The organism is Streptomyces sp. NPDC059718, assembly GCF_042733315.1.
In the GTDB taxonomy this organism is placed as follows: Bacteria; Actinomycetota; Actinomycetes; order Streptomycetales; family Streptomycetaceae; genus Actinacidiphila.
Genome location: NZ_JBHWGA010000032.1, coordinates 45,610 through 66,082, shown reverse-complemented (window position 1 = coordinate 66,082; position 20,473 = coordinate 45,610). Strand labels below are relative to the sequence as shown.

Genomic DNA, 20,473 nt, shown 5'->3' with positions numbered 1-20,473 from the left:
GTGAGCTGGGGTTTCTTCTTTTCCACAGGCCGTAGCGGTGAGTTGACGCGCCGGAGCGGCGCGTGGTGGTATCGGAACCGCCAAACGGCGGCAGGAGAGGAAGTCCGGTGCGAATCCGGCGCGGTCCCGCCACTGTCACCGGGGAGCGGACCCCCGCCCATGGCCACGGCCCCGTGAGGGGCTGGAAGGCCGGGGGTGCCGCCGATCCGGGAGCCAGGAGACTCTCGTCGCCGGTCACGTCGAACCAGGGCGCGGACCCTGAGTGAGGACTCCTGTGATGCGCGGCCCCGGCCGTTCACCCGACACCGGCGCCGCGGCGCCGTGCGCGTTCGCCACCGGTGCCGCCCTCGGCTGGCTCGCCGACCTCGCCCTCGCCGACCCGCGCCGCGGTCACCCCGTGGCGGTCTTCGGCAGCGCCGCCGCCGGCCTGGAGCGTGCGCTGTGGCGCGACCACCGCGGCCGGGGCGCCCTCCACACGGCGCTGTGCGCGGGCGGCGCGGTGGCGGCCGCGGCCGGGCTCCAGCGTGCGGCACGCCGTTCCGGCCCCGCCTCCGTCGCCCTGACGGCGGCGGCGACCTGGGCCGTGCTCGGCGGGACCTCCCTGGTACGGGAGGCGCGCGCCATCGGCGCCGCCCTGTCCGCCGGGGACACCGAGGCGGCGCGCGGTCGGCTGCCCCATCTGTGCGGCCGCGACCCGCAGGCGCTGGACGAGGCCCAGTTGGCCCGGGCCGTCGTGGAGTCCGTCGCGGAGAACACCTCGGACGCCGTCGTGGGCGCCCTGGTGTGGGGCGCGCTGGGTGGCGTGCCCGGGCTGGTGGGCTTCCGGGCGGTCAACACCCTCGACGCGATGGTGGGTCACAAGTCGCCGCGGCACCGGCGGTTCGGCTGGGCGGCGGCCCGGCTGGACGACGTGGCCGGCTATCCCGGCGCCCGGCTGACCGCCGCGCTCGCGGTGCTGGCCGGGCCCGACCCCCGGGGGGCCTGGCGGGCCTGGCGCAGGGACGGCTCCCGGCATCCCAGCCCGAACGCGGGGCCGGTGGAGGCCTCGTTCGCGGGGGCGTTGGGCGTGCGCCTCGGGGGGACGCTTGCCTATGGCGGGCGGGTCGAGCACCGGCCCGTCCTGGGGGCGGGGAACCGGCCGGTGGAGGTACGGGACATCGAACGGGCGGCGCGGTTGTCGCGGCGGGTCGGCGCGCTGGCGCTGGCGGTCGCGGTGGGCGGGCGCCTGGCGTGGGGCGCGGTCGCCCGGAGGAGGAACGCATGAGGGGCGGGGGCCTGCTGGTCGCCGGGACCACGTCGGACGCCGGCAAGAGCGTCGTCACGGCGGGGATCTGCCGGTGGCTGGCGCGGCAGGGTGTGTCCGTGGCGCCGTTCAAGGCGCAGAACATGTCGCTGAACTCGTACGTGACGCGCGAGGGCGCCGAGATCGGCCGCGCCCAGGCGATGCAGGCCCAGGCGGCGCGCGTGGAGCCCTCGGCCCTGATGAACCCGGTGCTGCTCAAGCCCGGCGGGGACCGGACGAGCCAGGTCGTCCTGATGGGGCGCCCGGTGGGCGAGATGAGCGCGCGCGGCTACCACAACGGGAGCCGCGCGCAGCTGCTGGAGACCGTCACCGGCTGCCTGGAGGAGCTGCGCGGCCGGTACGACGCGGTGATCTGCGAGGGCGCCGGCAGCCCCGCCGAGATCAACCTGCGGCGGGGCGACATCGTCAACATGGGGCTGGCGCGGGCCGCCCGGCTCCCGGTGGTCGTGGTCGGCGACATCGACCGGGGCGGGGTCTTCGCCTCGTTCTTCGGGACGACGGCACTGCTGGCCCCCGAGGACCAGGAGCTGGTCTGCGGCTACCTGGTCAACAAGTTCCGCGGCGACGTGTCCTTGCTGGAGCCGGGTCTCGAGATGCTGCGCGGGCTGACCGGACGCCGCTTCTACGGGGTGCTGCCGTACCGGCACGGCCTCGGCATCGACGAGGAGGACGGCCTGCGGATGTCGCTGCGCGGCACCGTCAGGGAGTCGGACACGGCGGCGCCGCACGGTGAGGACGTCCTGCGGGTCGCCGTCGCGGCGGTCCCTCTGATGTCGAACTTCACCGACGTGGACGCGCTCGCCGCCGAGCCCGGCGTCGTCGTCCGCTTCGTCGACCGGCCCGAGGAACTGGCCGACGCCGACCTCGTCGTGCTGCCCGGCACCCGCGGCACGGTCAAGGCCCTGGAGTGGCTGCGGCAGCGGGGCCTGGCCGATGCCGTCACCCGCCGGGCCGCGCAGGGGCGCCCGGTGCTGGGGATCTGCGGCGGCTTCCAGATGCTCGCCGAGACGATCGAGGACGACGTCGAGTCCCGCGCGGGCACGGTCGCCGGGCTCGGCCTGCTGCCGGTGCGGGTCCGCTTCGCCGTGGCGAAGACCCTGGCCCGGCCCTCCGGGATGGCGTACGGCGAACCGGTCGAGGGGTACGAGATCCACCACGGGGTCGCCGACGTCCGCGGCGGCGACGAGCCCTTCCTGGACGGCTGCCGCACCGGCGCGGTCTGGGGCACCCACTGGCACGGCTCGCTGGAGAGCGACGGCTTCCGCCGCGCCTTCCTGCGCCGCGTCGCCCAGGCCGCGGGACGGCGTTTCGTGCCCGCCCCCGGCACCGCCTTCGGCGCGCTCCGCGAGGAGCAGCTGGACCGGCTGGGCGACCTGATCGAGGAGCACGCCGACACCGGCGCGCTGCTCCGCCTCATCGAACAGGGCCCCCCCGCGGGGCTGCCCTTCGTCCCCCCGGGAGCGCCGTGAACACCCCGTCGCGGCCCCGGAGCGGGGCCGTCCGTGAGCACCGCCGCAACGACCGTTCGACCCAGGAGGCCGCGTGAGCACCCCTTACCCCTTCACCGCGATCGTAGGGATGGCGGACCTGCGCTTGGCGTTGCTGCTGAACGCGGTCAGCCCGGCGGTGGGCGGTGTGCTGGTGCGCGGCGAGAAGGGCACCGCCAAGTCGACCGCCGTACGGGCGCTGTCGGCACTGCTGCCGCCCGTGGACGTCGTGCCCGGCTGCCGCTTCGGCTGCGACCCGGCGGCGCCCGACCCGGCCTGCCCGGACGGGCCGCACGGCCCGGACGCCGGCGCGGAGAGCCGGGCGGCGCGCATGGTGGAGCTGCCGGTCGGCGCGTCCGAGGACCGCCTCGTCGGCGCCCTGGACATCGAACGGGCCCTGGTGGACGGCGTGAAGGCCTTCGAGCCGGGGCTGCTCGCCGACGCGCACCGCGGCGTGCTGTACGTGGACGAGGTCAACCTCCTCCACGACCACCTGGTGGACCTGCTGCTGGACGCGGCCGCCATGGGTGCCTCCTACGTCGAGCGGGAGGGCGTCTCCGTGCGCCACGCCGCGCGCTTCCTCCTCGTCGGCACGATGAACCCCGAAGAGGGCGAGCTGCGGCCGCAGTTGCTGGACCGCTTCGGTCTCACGGTGGAGGTCGCGGCGTCCCGGGAGACCGACGAGCGGGTGCAGGTCGTCCGGCGGCGCCTCGCCTACGACGCGGACCCGCCGGGCTTCGCCGCCGCCTGGCAGGCCGAGGAGCGGGAACTGCGCGAGCGGATCGCGGCGGCGCGGGCGCTGTTGCCCGCGGTGTCGCTCGGCGACGGCGCGCTCCGCCAGATCGCGGCCACCTGCGCGGCCTTCGAGGTGGACGGGATGCGCGCGGACATCGTCATGGCGCGCACGGCGACCGCACTGGCCGCCTGGGCCGGACGCACCGACGTGACCGACGCCGACGTACGGCAGGCCGCGCTGCTGGCGCTGCCGCACCGGCGCCGCCGGAACCCCTTCGACGCGCCGGGCCTGGACGAGGACAAGCTCGACGAGACCCTGGAGCGCAACCGCGCCGAGGACGACGACCCGGACCCGGACCCCGGTCCCGGCCCCGACGGGGGCGGACCCGACGGCGGCGGCCGCCCGCCGCAGGGTGACGACGGCGCCCCCGACGCCACCCCTGACATCGCCCCGCCCCGGGAGCCGGCGGACTCCGGTCCGCAGCCCGAGCCCGGGCCCGAGCCCGCGCAGGCGCCGCAGGGCGGCGCCGGGGAACGGGCCGCGGTGCCCGCGGCCGAGCCGTTCAAGGCCCGCGCCCTGACCGTTCCCGGCCTCGGCGAGGGCGCCGCGGGCCGCCGCTCACGGGCCCGTACGGCGCACGGCAGGACGACGGGCGCCCGGCGGCCCCGCGGCACCCTGTCCAAGCTGCACCTGGCCGCCACCGTGCTCGCCGCCGCCCCGCACCAGCGGGCGCGCGGGCGCGGCGGCCCGGGCCTGGTGATCCGCCGGGACGACCTGCGCGAGGCGGTGCGGGAGGGCCGCGAGGGCAACCTGGTGCTCTTCGTCGTCGACGCCTCGGGCTCGATGGCCGCCCGGCAGCGCATGAGCGCGGTCAAGGGCGCGGTGCTGTCGCTGCTGCTCGACGCCTACCAGCGGCGCGACAAGGTCGGCCTGGTCACCTTCCGCGGCGCGACGGCGGAGCTGGCGCTGCCGCCGACCTCGTCGGTCGAGGCGGGCGCGGCACGCCTGGAGAAGCTGCCCACCGGCGGCCGCACCCCGCTGGCCGCCGGGCTGCTGAAGGCGCAGGACGTGCTGCGCGTGGAGCGGCTGCGGGACCCCTCGCGCCGCCCGCTGCTGGTCGTGGTCACCGACGGCCGGGCGACCGGGGGCCACGAGCCGGTGCGCACGGCCGCGCGGGCCGCACGGCTGCTGGCGGCCGAGGGCACCGCGTCGGTGGTCGTCGACTGCGAGTCCGGGCCGGTGCGCCTGGGGCTCGCGGGTGAGCTGGCCCGCGAACTGCACGGCACCGCCGTGACGTTGGACGAGCTGCGCGCGGACAGCGTCGCGGCACTGGTACGGGATGCACGGAGGGCCGCGTAATGCCGCAGGGACAGCCGAGCGTGGTGCCGCAGGACGGTCTGACCACGCGCCAGCGCCGCAACCGTCCGCTGGTGATGGTGCACACCGGCACCGGCAAGGGGAAGTCGACCGCCGCCTTCGGCCTGGCGCTGCGGGCCTGGAACCAGGGCTGGCCGGTCGGGGTGTTCCAGTTCGTCAAGTCCGCGAAGTGGAAGGTCGGCGAGGAGCGGGCGCTGCGCGTGCTCGGCGCCTCCGGCGAGGGCGGCACCGTCGCCTGGCACAAGATGGGCGAGGGCTGGTCCTGGGTCCAGCGGGACATCTCCGAGAGCGAGGACGCCGCGCGCGAGGGCTGGGAGCAGGTCAAGCGCGACCTGGCCGCCGAGACCTACCGGCTGTACGTGCTGGACGAGTTCGCCTACCCGCTGCACTGGGGGTGGATCGACACCGACGAGGTGGTCTCCGTGCTCCGGGACCGGCCCGGCACCCAGCACGTCGTCATCACCGGGCGCAACGCCCCGCAGCCGCTGCTGGACTTCGCGGACCTGGTCACCGAGATGGGCAAGGTGAAGCACCCGATGGACGCCGGCCAGAAGGGCCAGAAGGGCATCGAGTGGTAGCCAGGATCGTCGTCGCGGCCCCGGCCTCGGGGAGCGGCAAGACCACCGTCGCCACGGGCCTGATGGCCGCCTTCGCGGAGGCCGGGCTCGCGGTCTCCCCGCACAAGGTGGGCCCCGACTACATCGACCCCGGCTACCACGCGCTGGCCACCGGCCGCCCGGGCCGCAACCTGGACGCGTACATGTGCGGCCCGGAGCGGATCGCACCGCTGTTCCTGCACGGCGCGCGGGGCGCCGACCTGGCCGTCGTGGAGGGCGTGATGGGGCTCTTCGACGGCGCCTCCGGGATGGGCGAGCTGGCCTCCACCGCTCACGTGGCGAAGCTGCTGCGGGCACCGGTGGTGCTGGTGGTGGACGCCTCGTCGCAGTCCCGTTCGGTGGCGGCGCTGGTGCACGGGTTCGCCTCGTGGGACCCGGAGGTGCGGGTCGCCGGCGTCATCCTCAACAAGGTCGGCTCCGACCGGCACGAGGAGCTGCTGCGCGACGCCCTCGACGGCGCCGGCGTGCCCGTGCTGGGCGCGCTGCGGCGCGACACGGCGGTCGGCACGCCCTCCCGGCACCTGGGTCTGGTCCCGGTCGCGGAGCGGCGCGCGGACGCCGTCGACGCCGTGCGGGCCCTGGCCGCCCGGGTGCGGGAGGGCTGCGACATGGACGCGCTGCTGGCGCTGGCGCGCAGTGCTCCCCCGCTCGCGGACGAGCCCTGGGACCCGCAGGAGGCGGCGGCCGGTCCGGCGGCGCCGGGCGCACGGCCGGTGGTCGCGGTGGCGGGCGGGGCGGCGTTCACCTTCTCGTACGCCGAGCACCTCGAACTGCTCGCCGCGGCGGGGGCGGAGGTCGTCACCTTCGACCCGCTGCGCGACGTGCACCTGCCGCCCGGCGCCGCGGGGCTGGTCATAGGCGGCGGCTTCCCGGAGATGTACGCCCCCGAACTGTCCGCCAACGAGCCGCTGCGCAAGGCCGTCGCCGCCTTCGCCGGGCCCGTGACGGCGGAGTGCGCGGGCCTGCTCTACCTGGGGCGGGAACTGGACGGACGTCCCATGTGCGGGGTCCTGGACACCACGGCCCGCATGTCGGACCGGCTCACGCTGGGCTATCGCGAGGCGGTCGCGATCGCCGACAACGCGCTGGCGGCCGCCGGGACGCGGGTGCGCGGCCACGAGTTCCACCGCACCGTCGTGGAACCCGCCGCCGGGGCCACCCCCGCCTGGGGACTGATCCGGCCGGAGCGGCGCGTGGAGGGCTTCGTGCGGGGCGGCGTCCACGCCTCGTACCTGCACGTCCACTGGGCCGCCGAACCGACCCTGGCACGGCGGTTCGTCGCCTCCTGCACGGGTGGCGCGGCCGCGTGAGCGTGGTCGTCGGCGTCGGGGCGAGCCGTGGTGTGGCAGCGGCCGACGTGCTCGCGCTCGTACGGTCCGTGCTCGCCGAGGCCGGGGTGCCGGAGCCGTCCGTCACGGCGCTGGCGACCGTGGACGGCAAGGCCGGTGAGCCGGGTCTCGTCGCGGCGGCGGCGCGGCTGGGCGTCCCCCTGGTGACGTACGACGCGCGTACGCTGGCCGCGGTCGACGTGCCGAGCCCCTCGGGCGCCCCGCTGGCCGCGGTCGGCACACCCTCCGTCGCGGAGGCGGCCGCGCTCGCCGCGGCGCCCGGCGGCGAACTGCTGGTACCGAAGAGGAAGTCCGCCCCCGGGAACGGTGCGGCGAGGGCGACCGCGGCCCTGGCGCGGCACCGTACGCCCGATCGCGGCGCGGACGGCAGGCGCGGCACGCACGGCACGACGGAGGAGAAGGCACCGTGATCAACCCCCCGCCCGAGGACGTGCTGGAGCGGCGCGTCGACGCCGCGCTGGGCGGCGGCCGCCGTACGCCACTGGATCTGGCGGCGACCATGGTGCTGCTGGTCGGCGCCGGCTCCCCCGAGGCCGCCGACAACGCCGAAGTGGCCCGTACCGCACGGCTGCTGTGGGAGGGCCGGGGCTACGCGGGCGTGGAGACCGCCTTCCTGACGACGGCGGCGCCGGACGTGCCCGCGGGCCTGGAACGCTGCGCACGGCTCGGAGCCCGGCGGATCGTCGTGCTGACCTGCTTCCCGGCGGACGCGGCCCTGGAGGAGCGGGTCGGGCAGCAGGCGGAGGGCTGGGCCGAGGCGCGTCCCGAGGCCGACGTACGGCACGCGCCGCCCGGCGACGCCGGGGCCCTGCGGCAGGAGCCCGGCGAGGGCGACCACGACCTGCGGCACCACGGCGACGCCGAGGTCCGCGACGGCGGCGGGGACCTGACGGACCTGGCCGTGAACGTGCGCGCGGGAACACCGCCCCGGTGGCTCAAGGAACGCCTCGCCGCCACCCTCGACGGGCTGGCCGGCTACCCCGACGACCGCGCCGCGCACCGGGCGGTCGCGGCCCGCCACGGCCGACCCGTGGAGGAGGTGCTGCTCACGGCGGGTGCCGCGGAGGCGTTCGTCCTGCTGGCCCGCACCACCCGGGCCCGCCACGCGGTGGTCGTGCACCCGCAGTTCACGGAGCCGGAGGCGGCGCTGAGGGATGCCGGGCACCTCGTGCACCGCGTGGTGCTGCGCGCGGAGGACGGCTTCCGCCTCGACCCGCGCGCGGTGCCGGACGCCGCCGACCTGGTCGTCGTCGGCAACCCGACCAACCCCACCTCCGTGCTGCACCCCGCGGCGGGCCTCGCCCGCCTGGCCCGCCCCGGCCGCACCCTCGTCGTGGACGAGGCGTTCATGGACGCGGTGCCCGGTGAGCCCGAGAGCCTCGCCGCCCGCCGCGACCTGCCCGGCCTGGTGGTGCTGCGCAGCCTCACCAAGACCTGGGGCCTCGCGGGGCTGCGGGTCGGCTACGTCCTCGGCGACCGCGAGCGCATGGCGGCGCTCCGCCGCGCCCAGCCCCTGTGGGCGGTCTCCGCGCCCGGCCTCACCGCCGCCGAGGCGTGCAGCGCCCCCGCGGCCCTCGCGGAGGCCGAAGAGGCGGCCCGCCGGATCGCCGCCGACCGGGCCCACCTGCTGCGCCGGCTCGCCGAGTTCGACGACGTCGAGGTCGCCGGTCCGGCGCACGGTCCCTTCGTCCTGCTGCGCCTCCCCGGGGCGGTCTCCGTCCGCGAGCGCCTGCGCGACCTCGACTTCGCCGTCCGCCGCGCCGACACCTTCCCCGGCCTGTCCCCCGACTGGCTCCGCCTCGCCGTCCGCGACCCCGCGACGACCGACCGCTTCGCGGCCGCCCTGTCGAAGGCGCTCGACGGCTGACGCCCCTGGCGGGCCGGCCCGTTCCCCTCGGAGCCGGCCTCCGTCAGGGCGCGGTGGCCGGAGGCGACCTCCGCTCCGGCTCGGTGTCCGATTCACGGATCCGGCCGGCCAGGGACCGCAACGCCTCCGCGGACGGTGAGCCGGGTGGAGCCGTGCACACGTACAACCACTGGTCCGGGTCGCCGGGGAACACGAGGGTCTCGTAGTCGAGGACGAATTCCCCGAGCAAGGGGTGCCAACAGCGCCGGGTGCCGTGGGAGAACACCTCCACATCATGTGCCGCCCACCACCGGCTGAAATCGGCGTCCGCGGCCGACAGGTGGCCGATCAGCTCGGTCAGACGCGTGTCGTCCGGATTCTGACCCGCGTACAGGTGCAACCCCGTCACCACCATGCGGGCGGCCATGTCCCAGTCGACGAACAGTTCACGTGCCGCAGGATCGAGAAATACATACCGCGCCAAATTACGTTCACGGACCGGCATGGCTTCGAAATCGACGAATAGCGCCCGCGCCATCCGGTTGACGGCGAGGACGTCCATACGGCCGTCCAGGATCATGGCGGGGCTGTCCGCGAGAACCTCGAGCAGGGCGTACGCACCCGGCCGCACTCGCCGCGGAACCTCCGGCTGGCTGGCCCTGACCACGGACTGCGGCCTGGCCAGGTTGAACAGGTGCGCACGCTCGGCGTCGTCCAGCCGCAGAGCCCGGGCCACGGCCTCCAGCACCGCCTCCGAGGCGTTGGCCACCCGTCCGCGTTCCAGACGGATGTAGTAGTCCACGCTCAATCCGGCCGAGAACGCGACCTCCTCGCGACGCAGTCCCGGAACACGGCGACTCGCCCCCGGCGTGACCCCGGCCTGCTCGGGAGCCACCCGGGCGCGCCGCGAACGCAGAAAATCGCTCAGTTCCTTGTTGTCACCCGAACCGGACGCTGCTTTGGCCATATGCCAAGGCTAACGCTCTGCGCGCCACCGCGGCAAAATCGCGGTTTCCACCATGCCAATTCCCGCTCACTCCCATGCATTGTTTCGAAAAAGAGCCTTCGAAGAGCCGTCGAGGGCGTTTCCCGAAAAGGCCCCCGCCTCGGTGATCACTCGGCAATGGGACAGGGGGTCTGCCAGTACCCGGACCAGCAGGCCACGGCCGAGGAGGGCCTGCTTGGCCGCCCTCAGGCACCTCTCCGGCTGGTTCGCTGGAATTGCACGAGGATCGGCTTTCCCCGCCCCGCACGCCTGAAGGGATGAACCGCGATGACGACCACTGAACAGGCCGAACTCATCGAGCCCCAGAAGCCCCGGAAGATATCAGATGCCGCAATGGCGATGGTCGACAGCGGGCCCGGCATCGACGCCGCCGCGACCACCGTGTTCCTCGTCCGGACCCGCACACCCGATGCGGCCCGGATCGCCTCGTGGGACTTCCCCGCCGATCCGACCGTCGTCCGTACCGCCCGGCACATGGCCGCCCGGCAGCTCGGCGAATGGGGGCTGGACCACCTCGTGCCCACCACGGAACTGATCGTCAGTGAGCTGGTCACCAACGCCGTCCGCCACGGCGTCGGCCCCCTCCGTCTCAGGCTCATCAAGCACCAAGTCCTGACCTGCGAAGTCTTCGACAGCGGCAGTGGCCACCCGCGCCTGCGCCACGCTCGCGGCGTCGACGAGAACGGCCGGGGCCTCTTCATGATCGCTCAGCTGTGCCACAGGTGGGGCTTCCGGTCCGCGACCGGCGGCAAGCTCGTCTGGGTCGATCAGGACCTGTCCCGCGCGCCCTCGCATCCGCAGCCGCGGCGTCCCCCGCCGCACGCCCTCTTGCCCGGACCCGGCGCCGCCCGGTCAGCCCTTGACCCCGAGGGCCTGGACGTCGAGGCCGCCCAGGGCCGGGTGGACGTAGGCGTTGGTCAGGCGGTCGGACCGGTAGTTGAGGCGGCGGTCGTAGAGGAAGGGCAGGAGCGTGCCGCGGTCCTGGGCGGTGGAGTCGACGGTGCGCCAGAGGTTGTCGGCGGCGTTGCGGTTGGTCTCGGAGTCGGCCTCGTCCATCAGGGAGTTGATCTCCCGGTCGTCCAGCCCCGCGTAGTTGCTGGGGCTGTCGGGCAGCAGCAGCGGGCGCAGGAATCCGGCCGGGGAGGGCCAGTCGGACTGCCAGGTGGTCATGACGATGCCCCAGCCCTTGTCCTTGATCTGCTGCTGGTCGGTGAGGGCGGCGTAGAAGTCGGCGGCGTCGGGGGTCTGTACGGTCGCCGTGATGCCCACCTCGGCGAGCTGGCCGGCCAGCGACTGCGCGGCCTTGCGGGCGGCCTGGTCGCCGGCGGAGACCGCGACGACCGTGCCGAACCCCTTGGCGTGGCCGCATTCGCCGAGGAAGCGGCGGGCCTGTTCGGGGTAGGAGCCGCCGGTCACGGTGCCGTAGGTGTCGAGGTGCCGGTCGTGGCCGCCGACGGTCGGCGGGAGCATGCCGCCGGCGACGTCGCCCGCGTCCTGGCCGCCCAGGGCGTCACGCAGCAGGCTGCGGTCGGTGGCGTACTGGACGGCCCAGCGGCAGCGGTAGTCGTCCAGGGGCGCGACGGCGGTCTGCAGGGAGAAGTAGCGGACGGCACCGGTCTGCACGAGGTCCGCGCGGGACGTGAGCGCGTCGTCGGCGAGGATGCGGGTCCGGGTGGCCTGCTGGACGCCGGTCTGGGCGAGGTCGAGGTCGGCGGTGCCGTTCATCAGGGCGGTGTCCACGGCGGCCGCGTCCGCGGCGATGGTGAGCTCCACCTCGTCGGGCAGGGCGGTGCGTATCGCGTCCGTCGCCGGGTCCCACTTGTCGTTGCGCACCAGGCGCAGCCCCTTGGCGGCGTCGTAGGAGGCGATGCGGTAGGGGCCGCTGGCGACCGGCTGGTCCTGGTAGCTCTCCTTGGTGTCCTTGGCCTTCGGGACGGGCGAGGACATGGGCAGCGCGAGGACGTGGGGGAAGTCGGCGAAGGGCGCGTCGAGGTGGAAGACGATCGTGCGGTCGTCGGGGGTCCCGACGCTCTTCAGGCCGAGCCCGTCGGGGTCGGTGTCCTTGTAGGGGCCGGGGTAGTCCTGCCCCTGGTCGAGCAGGTCGCGCAGGTGGGTGGGGCCGCCGGGGTACAGGTCCCTGGCGAAGGTGCGCTCGATGCCGTACTTGACGTCCCGTGAGGTGATCGGCGTGCCGTCCTCGAAGGTGACGCCCTCCTTGAGGGTGTACGTGTAGGTGCGGCCGCCGTCGGAGATCGTGCCGGTGCTGGTGGCGAGGTCGGGGGCGAGCCGGGTGCCCGCGGCGCCGGGCTGCGGGGCGAAGTCGACGAGTTTGCGCAGGTAGAGGCGGCCGAGGTTCCACACGATCGGCGAGTAGGTGCGGGCCGGGTCGAGGGAGTCGGGGGTGTAGGCGGAGATGAGCCTGAGGGTGCCGCCCTTGGCGGTGGACGGGTTGACGGCGCCGGTGAGGGCGCCGTTGTAGCCGCCGGTGGGCCTGCGGGCGGCGATCAGGTCCTGGGCGGTGGAGGTGGACCGCTTCTTCGGGTCGTCGCCGAAGGGGTCGACGACGACCGTCACGGTGACCAGGACGGCCACGACGGCCGCGGTGACCGCGGACACCACGCCCCAGCGGCGCCGCCGGGGCGCCGGGACCGGGGTGTCCCAGGCGGGCCGGGTGGGGTAGGACGGCGGGCCGTACGAGGGCGGGTTGTACGCGGGGTGGGGCAGGGTGGGCGGCCGTGCGGGCGGAGGGGGCAGGGCGGGCGGGCCCGTGGGCGGGGTCCGCGAGGCCAGCCAGCCGCTGAGGGCGTCCCTCATCTCCGCGGCGCTCCGCGGGCGCAGGACGGGGTTCTTCGACAGGGCGGACAGCACGATCGCGTCGAGTTCGGGCGGCACCAACGGGTTGCGCGCGGAGGGCGGCGCCGGTGTCCGGTGGACGTGGGCGTACATCACCGACAGCGGGGTGGCCCCGGCGAAGGGGACGGTGCCGGTGAGGAGTTCGGTGAGCATGCAGGCGACCGCGTACAGGTCGCTGCGGGCGTCCACGGCCTCGCCGGCGCACTGCTCGGGGGCCATGTAGCCGGGGGTGCCGATGGCGGAGCCGGTGCCGGTGATGCGGGACAGCGAGTGGACGACCCGGGCGATGCCGAAGTCGGCGACCTTGACCGTGCCCCCGGTGGCGATCAGGACGTTGGAGGGCTTCACGTCGCGGTGGACGAGTCCGCGGGCGTGGGCGTGGGCGAGGGCGTCCAGGATCTCGCAGGTGATGCGGACGGCCCGCGCGATCTCCATCGGGGCCTGTTCGCGCGCGAGTTCGGCGAGGGTGCGGCCCTCGATGTGCTCCATCACCAGGTACGGCACGACCGCGTCGTCCGTCGTCACCTCGTCCTGGTCGTGGACGGTGACGATGCCGGGGTGGTTGAGCCCGGCCGCCGCCCGTGCCTCGCGGGCGAAGCGGCGGCGCGCCTCGGGGTCGCGGGCCAGCTCCGGCAGGAGCGTCTTGACGGCCACGGTCCGGCCGAGCCGGGTGTCGTACGCGAGATGGACCCGGGCCATGCCGCCGGAGCCGAGCAGCGCCCGCAACTCGTACCGTCCCCCGAACATGCGACCCCCCGGCCCCGTCCGCGACGGGCGCGCGGACACTCCCCAACAGGGTAGTGGAAAGTGCCCTTTTCAGACGCCCGTGAGTGAGCGGCCGGAGCGGGGAGCGGCGCGGGAAAGCGCGTGGAGGGCGGCTCCGGACACTCCGCCGCCCTCCACGTCCCCCCCTCACCCCTGGTCCGCCCCCCCGGGGTCGACCCGGGTTCGTCAGTCCCGGGCGCTCTGGGCCGCCGGCTTGCGGCGGGTCTTGCGGATCACGAGGAATCCGGCGGCGAACAGCAGCACGGAACCGCCCGCGAGGTACGGGGTCATGGAGCTGCTGCCGGTCTCGGCGAGGTCACCCGCGGGCGCGGCCTGCGGGGACTGGTCGGCACGCGCGGACTCCGACGGCCCGGCCGGCTGCGAGGGCTCCGCGGACTGCGAGGGCTGCTCGGACTCGCCGCCGGTCTGAGGCTCCTCGCCGCTGCCGGAGCCGTCGCCGCCGTTGCCCCCGTCGCCGTTGCCGCCGCCGTGGTGCCCGCCGCCGTCGTGCCCGCCGCGGCGGGGCGTCTCGCAGGTGGCCCCGGCGAGGGTGACGGTGCCGTTCACCTCGGCGACGCCGAGCTTGAGCGGGTTGACCTCCACCGACAGTTCCAGTGCGGTGGCGGCGGCGCTGCGCGAGGTGACGGTCCTCTTGGCGAGGTCGAGGCGGACCTCGCCCACGCCGGGCACCTCCACCAGGGTCGTGCCGCCGGCCGACACCTTGACGCGCTTGCCGAGGACGACGACATGGCCGGGCAGCTCGACGTCGGCGACCGGCTTCCGGCCGGCCACGCACGTGGCGCGGGCGGAGATCGCGTCGGCCTTGATGAGCCCGAGCAACGGCAGTCCGGGCAGGCTGACGCGCGCCTTGACGAGGTTGGCGTAGCCCTCCGCCTTGTGGCGGTCGGCGGTGGCCCTGGCGGTGGCGACGTCGGCGCGCAGGACGCTGAACGGCCTGCCGCGGTCGACCCCGTCGAGGGTGGCGGAGAGCGCGGTCTCGTCGGCGCTCGCCGGTGCGTGGACCTCGTTGAGCGTCAGGTTCAGCGGCACGTCCACGGACTTGCGGAGCAGTGAGACCTCCAGTCCGGTCCGCAGGACGACCGCGCCGGCCTTGCCGGAGGAGCCGTGGGTCCCCCCGGTCGCGGCGGCCGGGGTCGCCGGCCCGAGGGCGAGGGCACCCGCCGCCAGCGCGACGGCGGCCCCCAGCGCGGCGGCGGGACGGCGCGCGGGCATGCTGAAGGGAGAGCTGGACAAAGTGGAAAACCCCCAAGTGGTCATGGAGTCGCCACGGCGCCGCTGAAGGGGACAGCGCGCTCGCCGGGCGACCTCGACCCCGTAATGATTTACGTACGGAGAGTGAACCGGCGCCCGCCTGAGCCCGATTCACTCCAAAGGGTGGTTTTCGCCTCCGTATTCGAAACCTGCGGCACATGCGTTCCCGCGCGTCACACCTGCGATCGCGCGTATTCGAGCACCTTGGCGAAGTCCACCGCGCCGGGGTCCCCGTGGGAGTTGTGGCACAGCAGGCCGCGGGCCACATAGGTGCGGGTCGAGGTCGACAGCGAGGCGATCGGCTGCTCCCCCAGGTGCTCGACCGCGAGCACCTCCGCCTCGGCGGTGACGTCGGCGACCGCGGCACCCTCCCATGCCCCCACGGGGGTGCCCTGCCGGTCGGCGACCGCGACGATCCGGTGCTTGAACGGGGTGAGTTCACGGCTGGTCACCCATGCGTCGCCGTGCGGCAGCCGCACCAGCCACGGATGGTCGGCCGTCGCGACGACCTCGCCCCGCGCCGTGGTCACCCGGTACGCGTCCTTGCGCGCCGGGTCGTTGCGGGTCACCACCCCGCGGCGGAGCCGGCGCCGCCCCTGCCCGCCCGCGGCATCCGCAGCGCCCCGGGCGTCCTCCTCGTCGAAGCACGCGACCTCGTCGCCGACGGCCAGTTCGGCCGCCCGGGCCCAGCTCAGGTCGGCGCGGAGCACGGGGGTGTCCGGGTGCACGCAGTTCTCCGGCACGTGCTGGTGGCCGCAGACGCCGCGGAAGGCGTTCCACTCCCGTCCGGTCATCCGCTGGCCGCCCGCGTTCCCGTACGAGCGGGGGTAGGGCAGCCAGAGCTTCGGCCCCTTCAGCGGCACAGCGTGGTGGGTGTGCATCCAGGCGAGGAACTCGGCGAGTTCGCGCAGCGCCCACTGCGGGGCCTTGGGCCAGTAGACGTGCCGGTTGGCGGCGCCCCAGTCCTCGTGCCGCTCGGGGTCGCAGGTGCCCACCAGCTCCACCTGGCACACGTTGAGGGTGTTGGTCTCCACCCCGCCGGGCCGGTTGACCAGGGCGCGCGAGGAGATGTCGATGTCGAAGTGCTGGTACCAGACCAGCTTCTCGTCCTCGAAGTCCGGTTTCGCCGTCAGGTTGGGCGCGCTGCCGCCGCCCCCGTACGTCGGCACGCTGCGGCCCTCGGTGGTGTGCAGCACGACGGCGTTGACCTCCATCGCGTCGCCGCCGTAGTCGTCCTGGTACCAGTACCTGCGCGAGGCCCCCGGGTACTTCTGCGGTCCCTGCCTGGTCATCGTGCTCCCCGTCCCGTTGCGGTGTCGGCCGGTACGACCGATCGCAGCACGACAGAAGAGGACGGATCGACTTTTCCCGTACAGGATCACCCGAACCGGTGCTCCGGGATCATTCCGGGCGCATCGGTGGCACGCTCCGCTACCGTGGCGCCGCCGTGTCCGCCGGGTCACCCCACCACGCGACCGCGCAGCACGATGCGCCGGGGCGCGGCCAGGACGCGGACGTCGGCGCGCGGGTCGTCCGGGTAGACGACCAGGTCGGCGGAGGCGCCCTCGGTGAGGCCGTCGCGGCCGAGCCACTCACGGGCGGACCAGGTGGCGGCCGAGAGCGCGTCGAGGGCGGGCAGGCCGGCGGTGACGAGCTCCGCGACCTCGCCGGCGACGAGCCCGTGGGCGAGGGAGCCGCCGGCGTCGGTGCCGGCGAAGATCCGGATCCCGGCGTCGTGGGCGGCGCGGACGGTGTCGTAGCGGCGGGCGTGGAGCCGGCGCATGTGGTCGGCCCAGCGCGGGAACTTGGCCTGGCCGCCGTCCGCGAGTTCGGGGAAGGTCGCGATGTTGACCAGGGTGGGGACGATGGCCACCTGGTGCTCGGCGAAGAGCGGGATGGTGTCCTGCGTGAGCCCGGTGGCGTGCTCGACGCAGTCGATCCCGGCCTCGACCAGGTCCCGCAGGGAGTCCTCGGCGAAGCAGTGGGCGGTGACGCGGGCGCCCTCCTCGTGGGCGGCGGCGATGGCGGCCTCGACGGCGCCGCGCGGCCAGCAGGCGGACAGGTCGCCGGTGTCCCGGTCGATCCAGTCGCCGACCAGCTTGACCCAGCCGTCGCCGCTCCGGGCCTCCCGGCGGACGTGGGCGACCAGGTCCTCGGGCTCGATCTCCCACGCGTAGTTGCGGATGTAGCGGCGGGTGCGGGCGATGTGCCGGCCGGCGCGGATGATCCGCGGCAGGTCCTCGCGGTCGTCGATCCAGCGCGTGTCGGAGGGCGAACCGGCGTCGCGGAGCAGCAGGGTGCCCGTGTCGCGGTCGGTGAGCGCCTGCTTCTCGGAGGTGCCCGGGTCGACCGGGCCGTGATGGTCGAGGCCGACGTGGCAGTGGGCGTCGACCAGGCCGGGCAGGACCCAGCCCTGCACGGTGGTGAGGTCGCGGAGACCGGCGGGGCGCTCGTAGGTGACGCGCCCGCCGACCACCCAGAGCTCGTCCCGTACGTCCTGCGGCCCGGCCAGGATGCGGCCCTTGACGTGCAGTGCGTGCGTCCCCTCGCGATCAGCCATGTCTGCACTCTACGAGCCGCCGGATACCCTCGGGCCGTACACCCCCGACGAAGGAAGCAGCGCTGCCGTGTCCCACCCCCTCCTCGACCTGCCCCCGCTGACCGCCGGGCGCTTCGCCGCGATCGAGCGGAGGGTCGCCGCGCTCCTGCACACCGGGCAGGACGTCGTGATCACGCAGGGCGAGGCCCTGCTGCCGCTGGAGGGCTGCATCCGCGGCGGTGCGCGGCCGGGCTCGACGGCGCTGAACGTGGTGACCGGACCGTACGGCCAGACCTTCGGCAACTGGCTGCGGGACGCGGGCGCCACCGTGGTCGACCTGGAGGTGCCCTTCCACGCCGCCGTGAGCGCGCGGGACGTCGCGCGGGCACTGTCCGACCACCCGGAGGTCGACTTCGTGTCGCTGGTGCACGCGGAGGCGGCCACCGGCAACACCAACCCGGTGGCGGAGATCGGCGAGGTGGTCCGGGCGCACGGCGCGCTGTTCATGGTCGACGCGGTCGCCTCGGTGGCGGCCGAGCCGCTGCTGGTGGACGCGTGGGGCGTGGACCTGTGCGTGATCGGCGCCCAGAAGGCCATGGGAGGGCCCGCCGGGGTCTCGGCGGTGTCGGTGAGCGAGCGCGCGTGGCGGCGCCTGGCGGACAACCCGGCGGCGCCGCGCCGCTCGTACCTGTCCCTGCTGGACTGGAAGGAGCGCTGGATCGACGCCGGGCGCAGGGCGCTGCCGCACGCGCCCGCGCAGTTGGAGATGCTGGCGCTGGAGGCCTGCCTGGAGCGGATCGAGGAGGCCGGGCTCGACTCGGTGGTCGCCCGGCACCGCGCCGCCGCCGCGGCGACCCGGGCCGGTGCGGCGGCGCTGGCCGTCGCCGTCGAGCCGTACGTGTACCGGGACCAGGACGCCGCGCCGGTCGCGACGACGCTGCGCACCCTGGACGGCGTCGCCGCCGACGCCCTGGTCGCCCGCGCCCTCGCGCTGGATCCGGGGCTTCCGCTGGTCGCCGGGGGCGGCGCGCTCGCCAAGGAGATGATCCGGGTCAACCACTACGGCCGGGACGCCGACCCGGCCGTGGTCGTCCGTACGCTGCGCACGCTGGCCGGCGCGCTGGAGGCGGACCCCGGGCCGGCCGTGGCGGCGGCCGAGGCCGCCTGGCGGGCCTGACCCCACCCCCGAGGGCACCCGGAATTCCACGGGGCTTGACCCAAGGGAAATTCCGGGGAATTATCCCGCGGAATCGGGAAAGGTATTCCGCATTCAACTCCTGCCCCGGGATCACGACTTCAAACGCCAAGATTCCATCAACGCGACGTGATGATTTCGAGGATGTGACCGAGCCCACAACCTCACCTTTCCGCCCCGATATATGCGGGCAAAGCATCCCACATCGACGGCCTTCACGCGCCTGATATCAGCAGCACCGACCCGCCACAAGGGCCGCGCGGCATGCAATTCCGAATTCCGCCCGCTACGTTCTTTCGGCATGACCGCCGCAAGGGAATTGCTGCTCGACACCCCGCGAATAGAGGACGGCGCCGCACTGTGGCGCATTGCCCGCGACTCCCGGACCCTGGACCTGAACTCCCCGTACAGCTACCTCCTGTGGTGCCGGGACTTCGCCGGCACCTCCGTGGTGGCGCGTACGGCGCACGGCGAACCGATCGGCTTCGTGACCGGCTACGTCCGCCCGGAGCGCCCCCGCGCCCTCGTCGTCTGGCAGGTCGCCGTGGACGAGGCGCACCGCGGTCAGGGGCTCGCGGCCACGATGCTCGACGACCTCGCGCAGCGGGCCGCCGCGTCCGGTGTGCGCGAGGTCGAGACCACGATCACCCCGGACAACGAGGCCTCGCACCGCCTGTTCACGTCCTTCGGCGCCCGCCACGGAGCCCGCACCGAACGCGAGGTGCTCTTCGACGCTGCGCTGTTCCCCGACGGCCACCAGCCCGAAGTCCTGTACCGCATCGGGCCCCTCGTCTGACCCGGCCGTCCCCGCACGACTCCTCTCTCCCCCCACAGAAGGAATGCACGGTGACCCTCACCCCGCCCGCCCTGTCCGTCTTCGAGACCCTCGAGTCCGAGGTCCGCAGCTACTGCCGCGGCTGGCCCGCCGTCTTCGACCGCGCGCAGGGCAGCCGGCTCTTCGACGAGGACGGCCACGACTACCTCGACTTCTTCTCCGGCGCCGGGGCCCTCAACTACGGACACAACAACCCCGTGCTCAAGCGCGCCCTGCTGGACTACCTGCAGCGCGACGGCATCACGCACGGCCTCGACATGAGCACCACCGCCAAGCGCGCCTTCCTGGAACGCTTCCAGGACGTCGTGGTGCGCCCGCGCGGCATGGACCACAAGGTGATGTTCCCCGGCCCGACCGGCACCAACGCCGTCGAGGCGGCGCTGAAACTGGCCCGCAAGGTCAAGGGCCGCGAGTCGGTGGTGTCGTTCACCAACGCCTTCCACGGCATGTCGCTCGGCTCGCTCGCCGTCACCGGCAACTCGATGAAGCGCGCCGGCGCCGGCATCCCCCTGGTGCACGGCACCCCGATGCCCTTCGACAACTACCTCGACGGCCGCGTCCCCGACTTCCTGTGGTTCGAACGGCTGCTGGAGGACCAGGGCTCCGGCCTCAACCAGCCCGCCGCCGTGATCGTTGAGACGGTCCAGGGCGAGGGCGGCATCAACGTCGCCCGCCCCGAGTGGCTGCGCGGCCTGGCCGACCTGTGCCGGCGCCGCGACATGCTGCTGATCGTCGACGACATCCAGATGGGCTGCGGCCGCACCGGCCCGTTCTTCTCCTTCGAGGAGGCGGGCATCGTGCCGGACATCGTCACCCTCTCCAAGTCGATCGGCGGCTACGGCATGCCGATGGCGCTGACCCTCTTCCGTCCCGAGCTCGACATCTGGGAGCCGGGCGAGCACAACGGCACCTTCCGCGGCCACAACCCCGCCTTCGTCACCGCCACCGCCGCCCTCGACACCTACTGGGCGGACGGCGGGAGCATGGAGAAGCAGACCCTGCGGCGCGGCGAGCAGGCCGAGGCCGTGCTGCGCGAGATCTGCGCCGAGCATCCGCGTTCCGGCGCCCGGTACCGGGGCCGCGGCCTGGTGTGGGGCCTGGAGTTCACCGACCCCGGCCGGGCCTCGCGGGTGTGCGCCCGCGCCTTCGAACTGGGCCTGCTGCTGGAGACCTCCGGCCCCCGCGGCGAGGTCGTCAAGCTGCTGCCCGCCCTGACCATCACCCCCGAGGAGCTCGACGAGGGGCTGCGCACCCTCGCCCGCTCCGTCCGTGAGACCGCCTGACGAAAGGAAC

At 74.5% G+C, this 20,473-nt stretch carries 14 protein-coding genes, 2 pseudogenes and 1 riboswitch; of the genes and pseudogenes, 11 read left to right on the top strand and 5 right to left on the bottom strand.

The window, feature by feature from the left end; all coding sequences use genetic code 11:
* Positions 1-97: 97 nt before the first annotated feature.
* A riboswitch (cobalamin riboswitch) is annotated at positions 98-223 on the top strand.
* 54 nt (positions 224-277) lie between these two features.
* The 7 genes and pseudogenes from ACFV3E_RS30910 to cobC all read left to right on the top strand — a co-directional run bounded on the left by ACFV3E_RS30910 (position 278) and on the right by cobC (position 8,736).
* The gene (locus tag ACFV3E_RS30910) at positions 278-1,264 is read left to right on the top strand and encodes a cobalamin biosynthesis protein (RefSeq protein WP_500537661.1); all 987 of its coding nucleotides are present in this window, start codon (positions 278-280) and stop codon (positions 1,262-1,264) included.
* Entirely contained in the window at positions 1,261-2,772 is a 1,512-nt protein-coding gene (locus ACFV3E_RS30905; protein ID WP_500537660.1) for a cobyric acid synthase, read from the top strand. The genes ACFV3E_RS30910 and ACFV3E_RS30905 overlap by 4 nt, the downstream gene beginning before the upstream one ends.
* Positions 2,773-2,845: 73 nt before the next feature.
* Positions 2,846-4,885 carry a putative cobaltochelatase gene (locus ACFV3E_RS30900; protein WP_500537659.1) on the top strand — a complete coding sequence of 680 codons (2,040 nt, stop codon included), beginning with the start codon at positions 2,846-2,848 and terminating at the stop codon, positions 4,883-4,885.
* Positions 4,885-5,481, top strand: coding sequence for a cob(I)yrinic acid a,c-diamide adenosyltransferase (cobO, locus tag ACFV3E_RS30895; RefSeq protein ID WP_499511157.1), 597 nt, complete (start codon positions 4,885-4,887; stop codon positions 5,479-5,481). Before ACFV3E_RS30900 ends, cobO begins: the two co-directional genes overlap by 1 nt.
* The gene (locus ACFV3E_RS30890) at positions 5,475-6,830 is read left to right on the top strand and encodes a cobyrinic acid a,c-diamide synthase CobB (protein WP_500537658.1); all 1,356 of its coding nucleotides are present in this window, start codon (positions 5,475-5,477) and stop codon (positions 6,828-6,830) included. The genes cobO and ACFV3E_RS30890 overlap by 7 nt, the downstream gene beginning before the upstream one ends.
* Positions 6,830-7,225, top strand: a pseudogene (locus ACFV3E_RS30885) (cobalamin biosynthesis protein); the annotation flags it as partial. The gene ACFV3E_RS30890 and the pseudogene ACFV3E_RS30885, both read left to right, overlap by 1 nt.
* A gap of 143 nt (positions 7,226-7,368) precedes the next feature.
* Entirely contained in the window at positions 7,369-8,736 is a 1,368-nt protein-coding gene (gene cobC / locus ACFV3E_RS30880) for an Rv2231c family histidinol phosphate aminotransferase CobC (protein ID WP_500537691.1), read from the top strand.
* Positions 8,737-8,779: 43 nt separating this feature from the next.
* On the opposite strand, the gene ACFV3E_RS30875 is transcribed toward cobC, so the two are convergent.
* Positions 8,780-9,682: a helix-turn-helix transcriptional regulator gene (locus tag ACFV3E_RS30875; RefSeq protein WP_500537657.1), complete on the bottom strand. Its 903-nt coding sequence runs from the start codon at positions 9,680-9,682 to the stop codon at positions 8,780-8,782.
* Between the two features lie 306 nt (positions 9,683-9,988).
* Here ACFV3E_RS30875 and ACFV3E_RS30870 point away from each other — a divergent pair.
* A pseudogene (locus ACFV3E_RS30870) lies at positions 9,989-10,423 on the top strand (ATP-binding protein); the annotation flags it as partial.
* Positions 10,424-10,573: 150 nt separating this feature from the next.
* Here ACFV3E_RS30870 and ACFV3E_RS30865 read toward each other — a convergent pair.
* From ACFV3E_RS30865 to ACFV3E_RS30850, 4 genes are all read right to left on the bottom strand, one after another.
* Positions 10,574-13,321, bottom strand: a complete 2,748-nt coding sequence (locus ACFV3E_RS30865; RefSeq protein ID WP_500537656.1) for an ABC transporter substrate-binding protein — start codon at positions 13,319-13,321, stop codon at positions 10,574-10,576.
* A 204-nt stretch (positions 13,322-13,525) separates the two neighbouring features.
* Positions 13,526-14,572: an SCO1860 family LAETG-anchored protein gene (locus tag ACFV3E_RS30860; protein WP_500537655.1), complete on the bottom strand. Its 1,047-nt coding sequence runs from the start codon at positions 14,570-14,572 to the stop codon at positions 13,526-13,528.
* Positions 14,573-14,784: 212 nt separating this feature from the next.
* Positions 14,785-15,903 carry a Hint domain-containing protein gene (locus ACFV3E_RS30855; RefSeq protein ID WP_500537654.1) on the bottom strand — a complete coding sequence of 373 codons (1,119 nt, stop codon included), beginning with the start codon at positions 15,901-15,903 and terminating at the stop codon, positions 14,785-14,787.
* A 167-nt stretch (positions 15,904-16,070) separates the two neighbouring features.
* Positions 16,071-17,171 carry an amidohydrolase family protein gene (locus ACFV3E_RS30850; RefSeq protein ID WP_500537653.1) on the bottom strand — a complete coding sequence of 367 codons (1,101 nt, stop codon included), beginning with the start codon at positions 17,169-17,171 and terminating at the stop codon, positions 16,071-16,073.
* Positions 17,172-17,238: 67 nt separating this feature from the next.
* Here ACFV3E_RS30850 and ACFV3E_RS30845 point away from each other — a divergent pair, with 67 nt between their 5' ends.
* The 3 genes from ACFV3E_RS30845 to ectB all read left to right on the top strand — a co-directional run bounded on the left by ACFV3E_RS30845 (position 17,239) and on the right by ectB (position 20,463).
* On the top strand, positions 17,239-18,327 hold the full coding sequence (locus tag ACFV3E_RS30845; protein ID WP_500537652.1) for a pyridoxal-phosphate-dependent aminotransferase family protein: 1,089 nt from the start codon (positions 17,239-17,241) through the stop codon (positions 18,325-18,327).
* Between the two features lie 319 nt (positions 18,328-18,646).
* A complete protein-coding gene (gene ectA / locus ACFV3E_RS30840) occupies positions 18,647-19,141 on the top strand; it encodes a diaminobutyrate acetyltransferase (protein ID WP_500537651.1) in 495 nt (164 codons plus the stop codon).
* Positions 19,142-19,191: 50 nt separating this feature from the next.
* A complete protein-coding gene (gene ectB, locus ACFV3E_RS30835; protein ID WP_500537650.1) occupies positions 19,192-20,463 on the top strand; it encodes a diaminobutyrate--2-oxoglutarate transaminase in 1,272 nt (423 codons plus the stop codon).
* The last annotated feature ends 10 nt before the right edge of the window (positions 20,464-20,473 follow it).

What these genes read in the sequence shown, in the direction of transcription:
- ACFV3E_RS30910 (WP_500537661.1), top strand. Translation starts at nt 278, where the DNA reads ATGCGCGGCCCCGGCCGTTCACCCGACACCGGCGCCGCGGCGCCGTGC.
- ACFV3E_RS30905 (WP_500537660.1), top strand. Translation starts at nt 1,261, where the DNA reads ATGAGGGGCGGGGGCCTGCTGGTCGCCGGGACCACGTCGGACGCCGGC.
- cobO (WP_499511157.1), top strand. Translation starts at nt 4,885, where the DNA reads ATGCCGCAGGGACAGCCGAGCGTGGTGCCGCAGGACGGTCTGACCACG.
- cobC (WP_500537691.1), top strand. Translation starts at nt 7,369, where the DNA reads ATGGTGCTGCTGGTCGGCGCCGGCTCCCCCGAGGCCGCCGACAACGCC.
- ACFV3E_RS30875 (WP_500537657.1), bottom strand. Translation starts at nt 9,682, where the DNA reads ATGGCCAAAGCAGCGTCCGGTTCGGGTGACAACAAGGAACTGAGCGAT.
- ACFV3E_RS30865 (WP_500537656.1), bottom strand. Translation starts at nt 13,321, where the DNA reads ATGTTCGGGGGACGGTACGAGTTGCGGGCGCTGCTCGGCTCCGGCGGC.
- ACFV3E_RS30860 (WP_500537655.1), bottom strand. Translation starts at nt 14,572, where the DNA reads ATGCCCGCGCGCCGTCCCGCCGCCGCGCTGGGGGCCGCCGTCGCGCTG.
- ACFV3E_RS30855 (WP_500537654.1), bottom strand. Translation starts at nt 15,903, where the DNA reads ATGACCAGGCAGGGACCGCAGAAGTACCCGGGGGCCTCGCGCAGGTAC.
- ACFV3E_RS30850 (WP_500537653.1), bottom strand. Translation starts at nt 17,171, where the DNA reads ATGGCTGATCGCGAGGGGACGCACGCACTGCACGTCAAGGGCCGCATC.
- ectA (WP_500537651.1), top strand. Translation starts at nt 18,647, where the DNA reads ATGACCGCCGCAAGGGAATTGCTGCTCGACACCCCGCGAATAGAGGAC.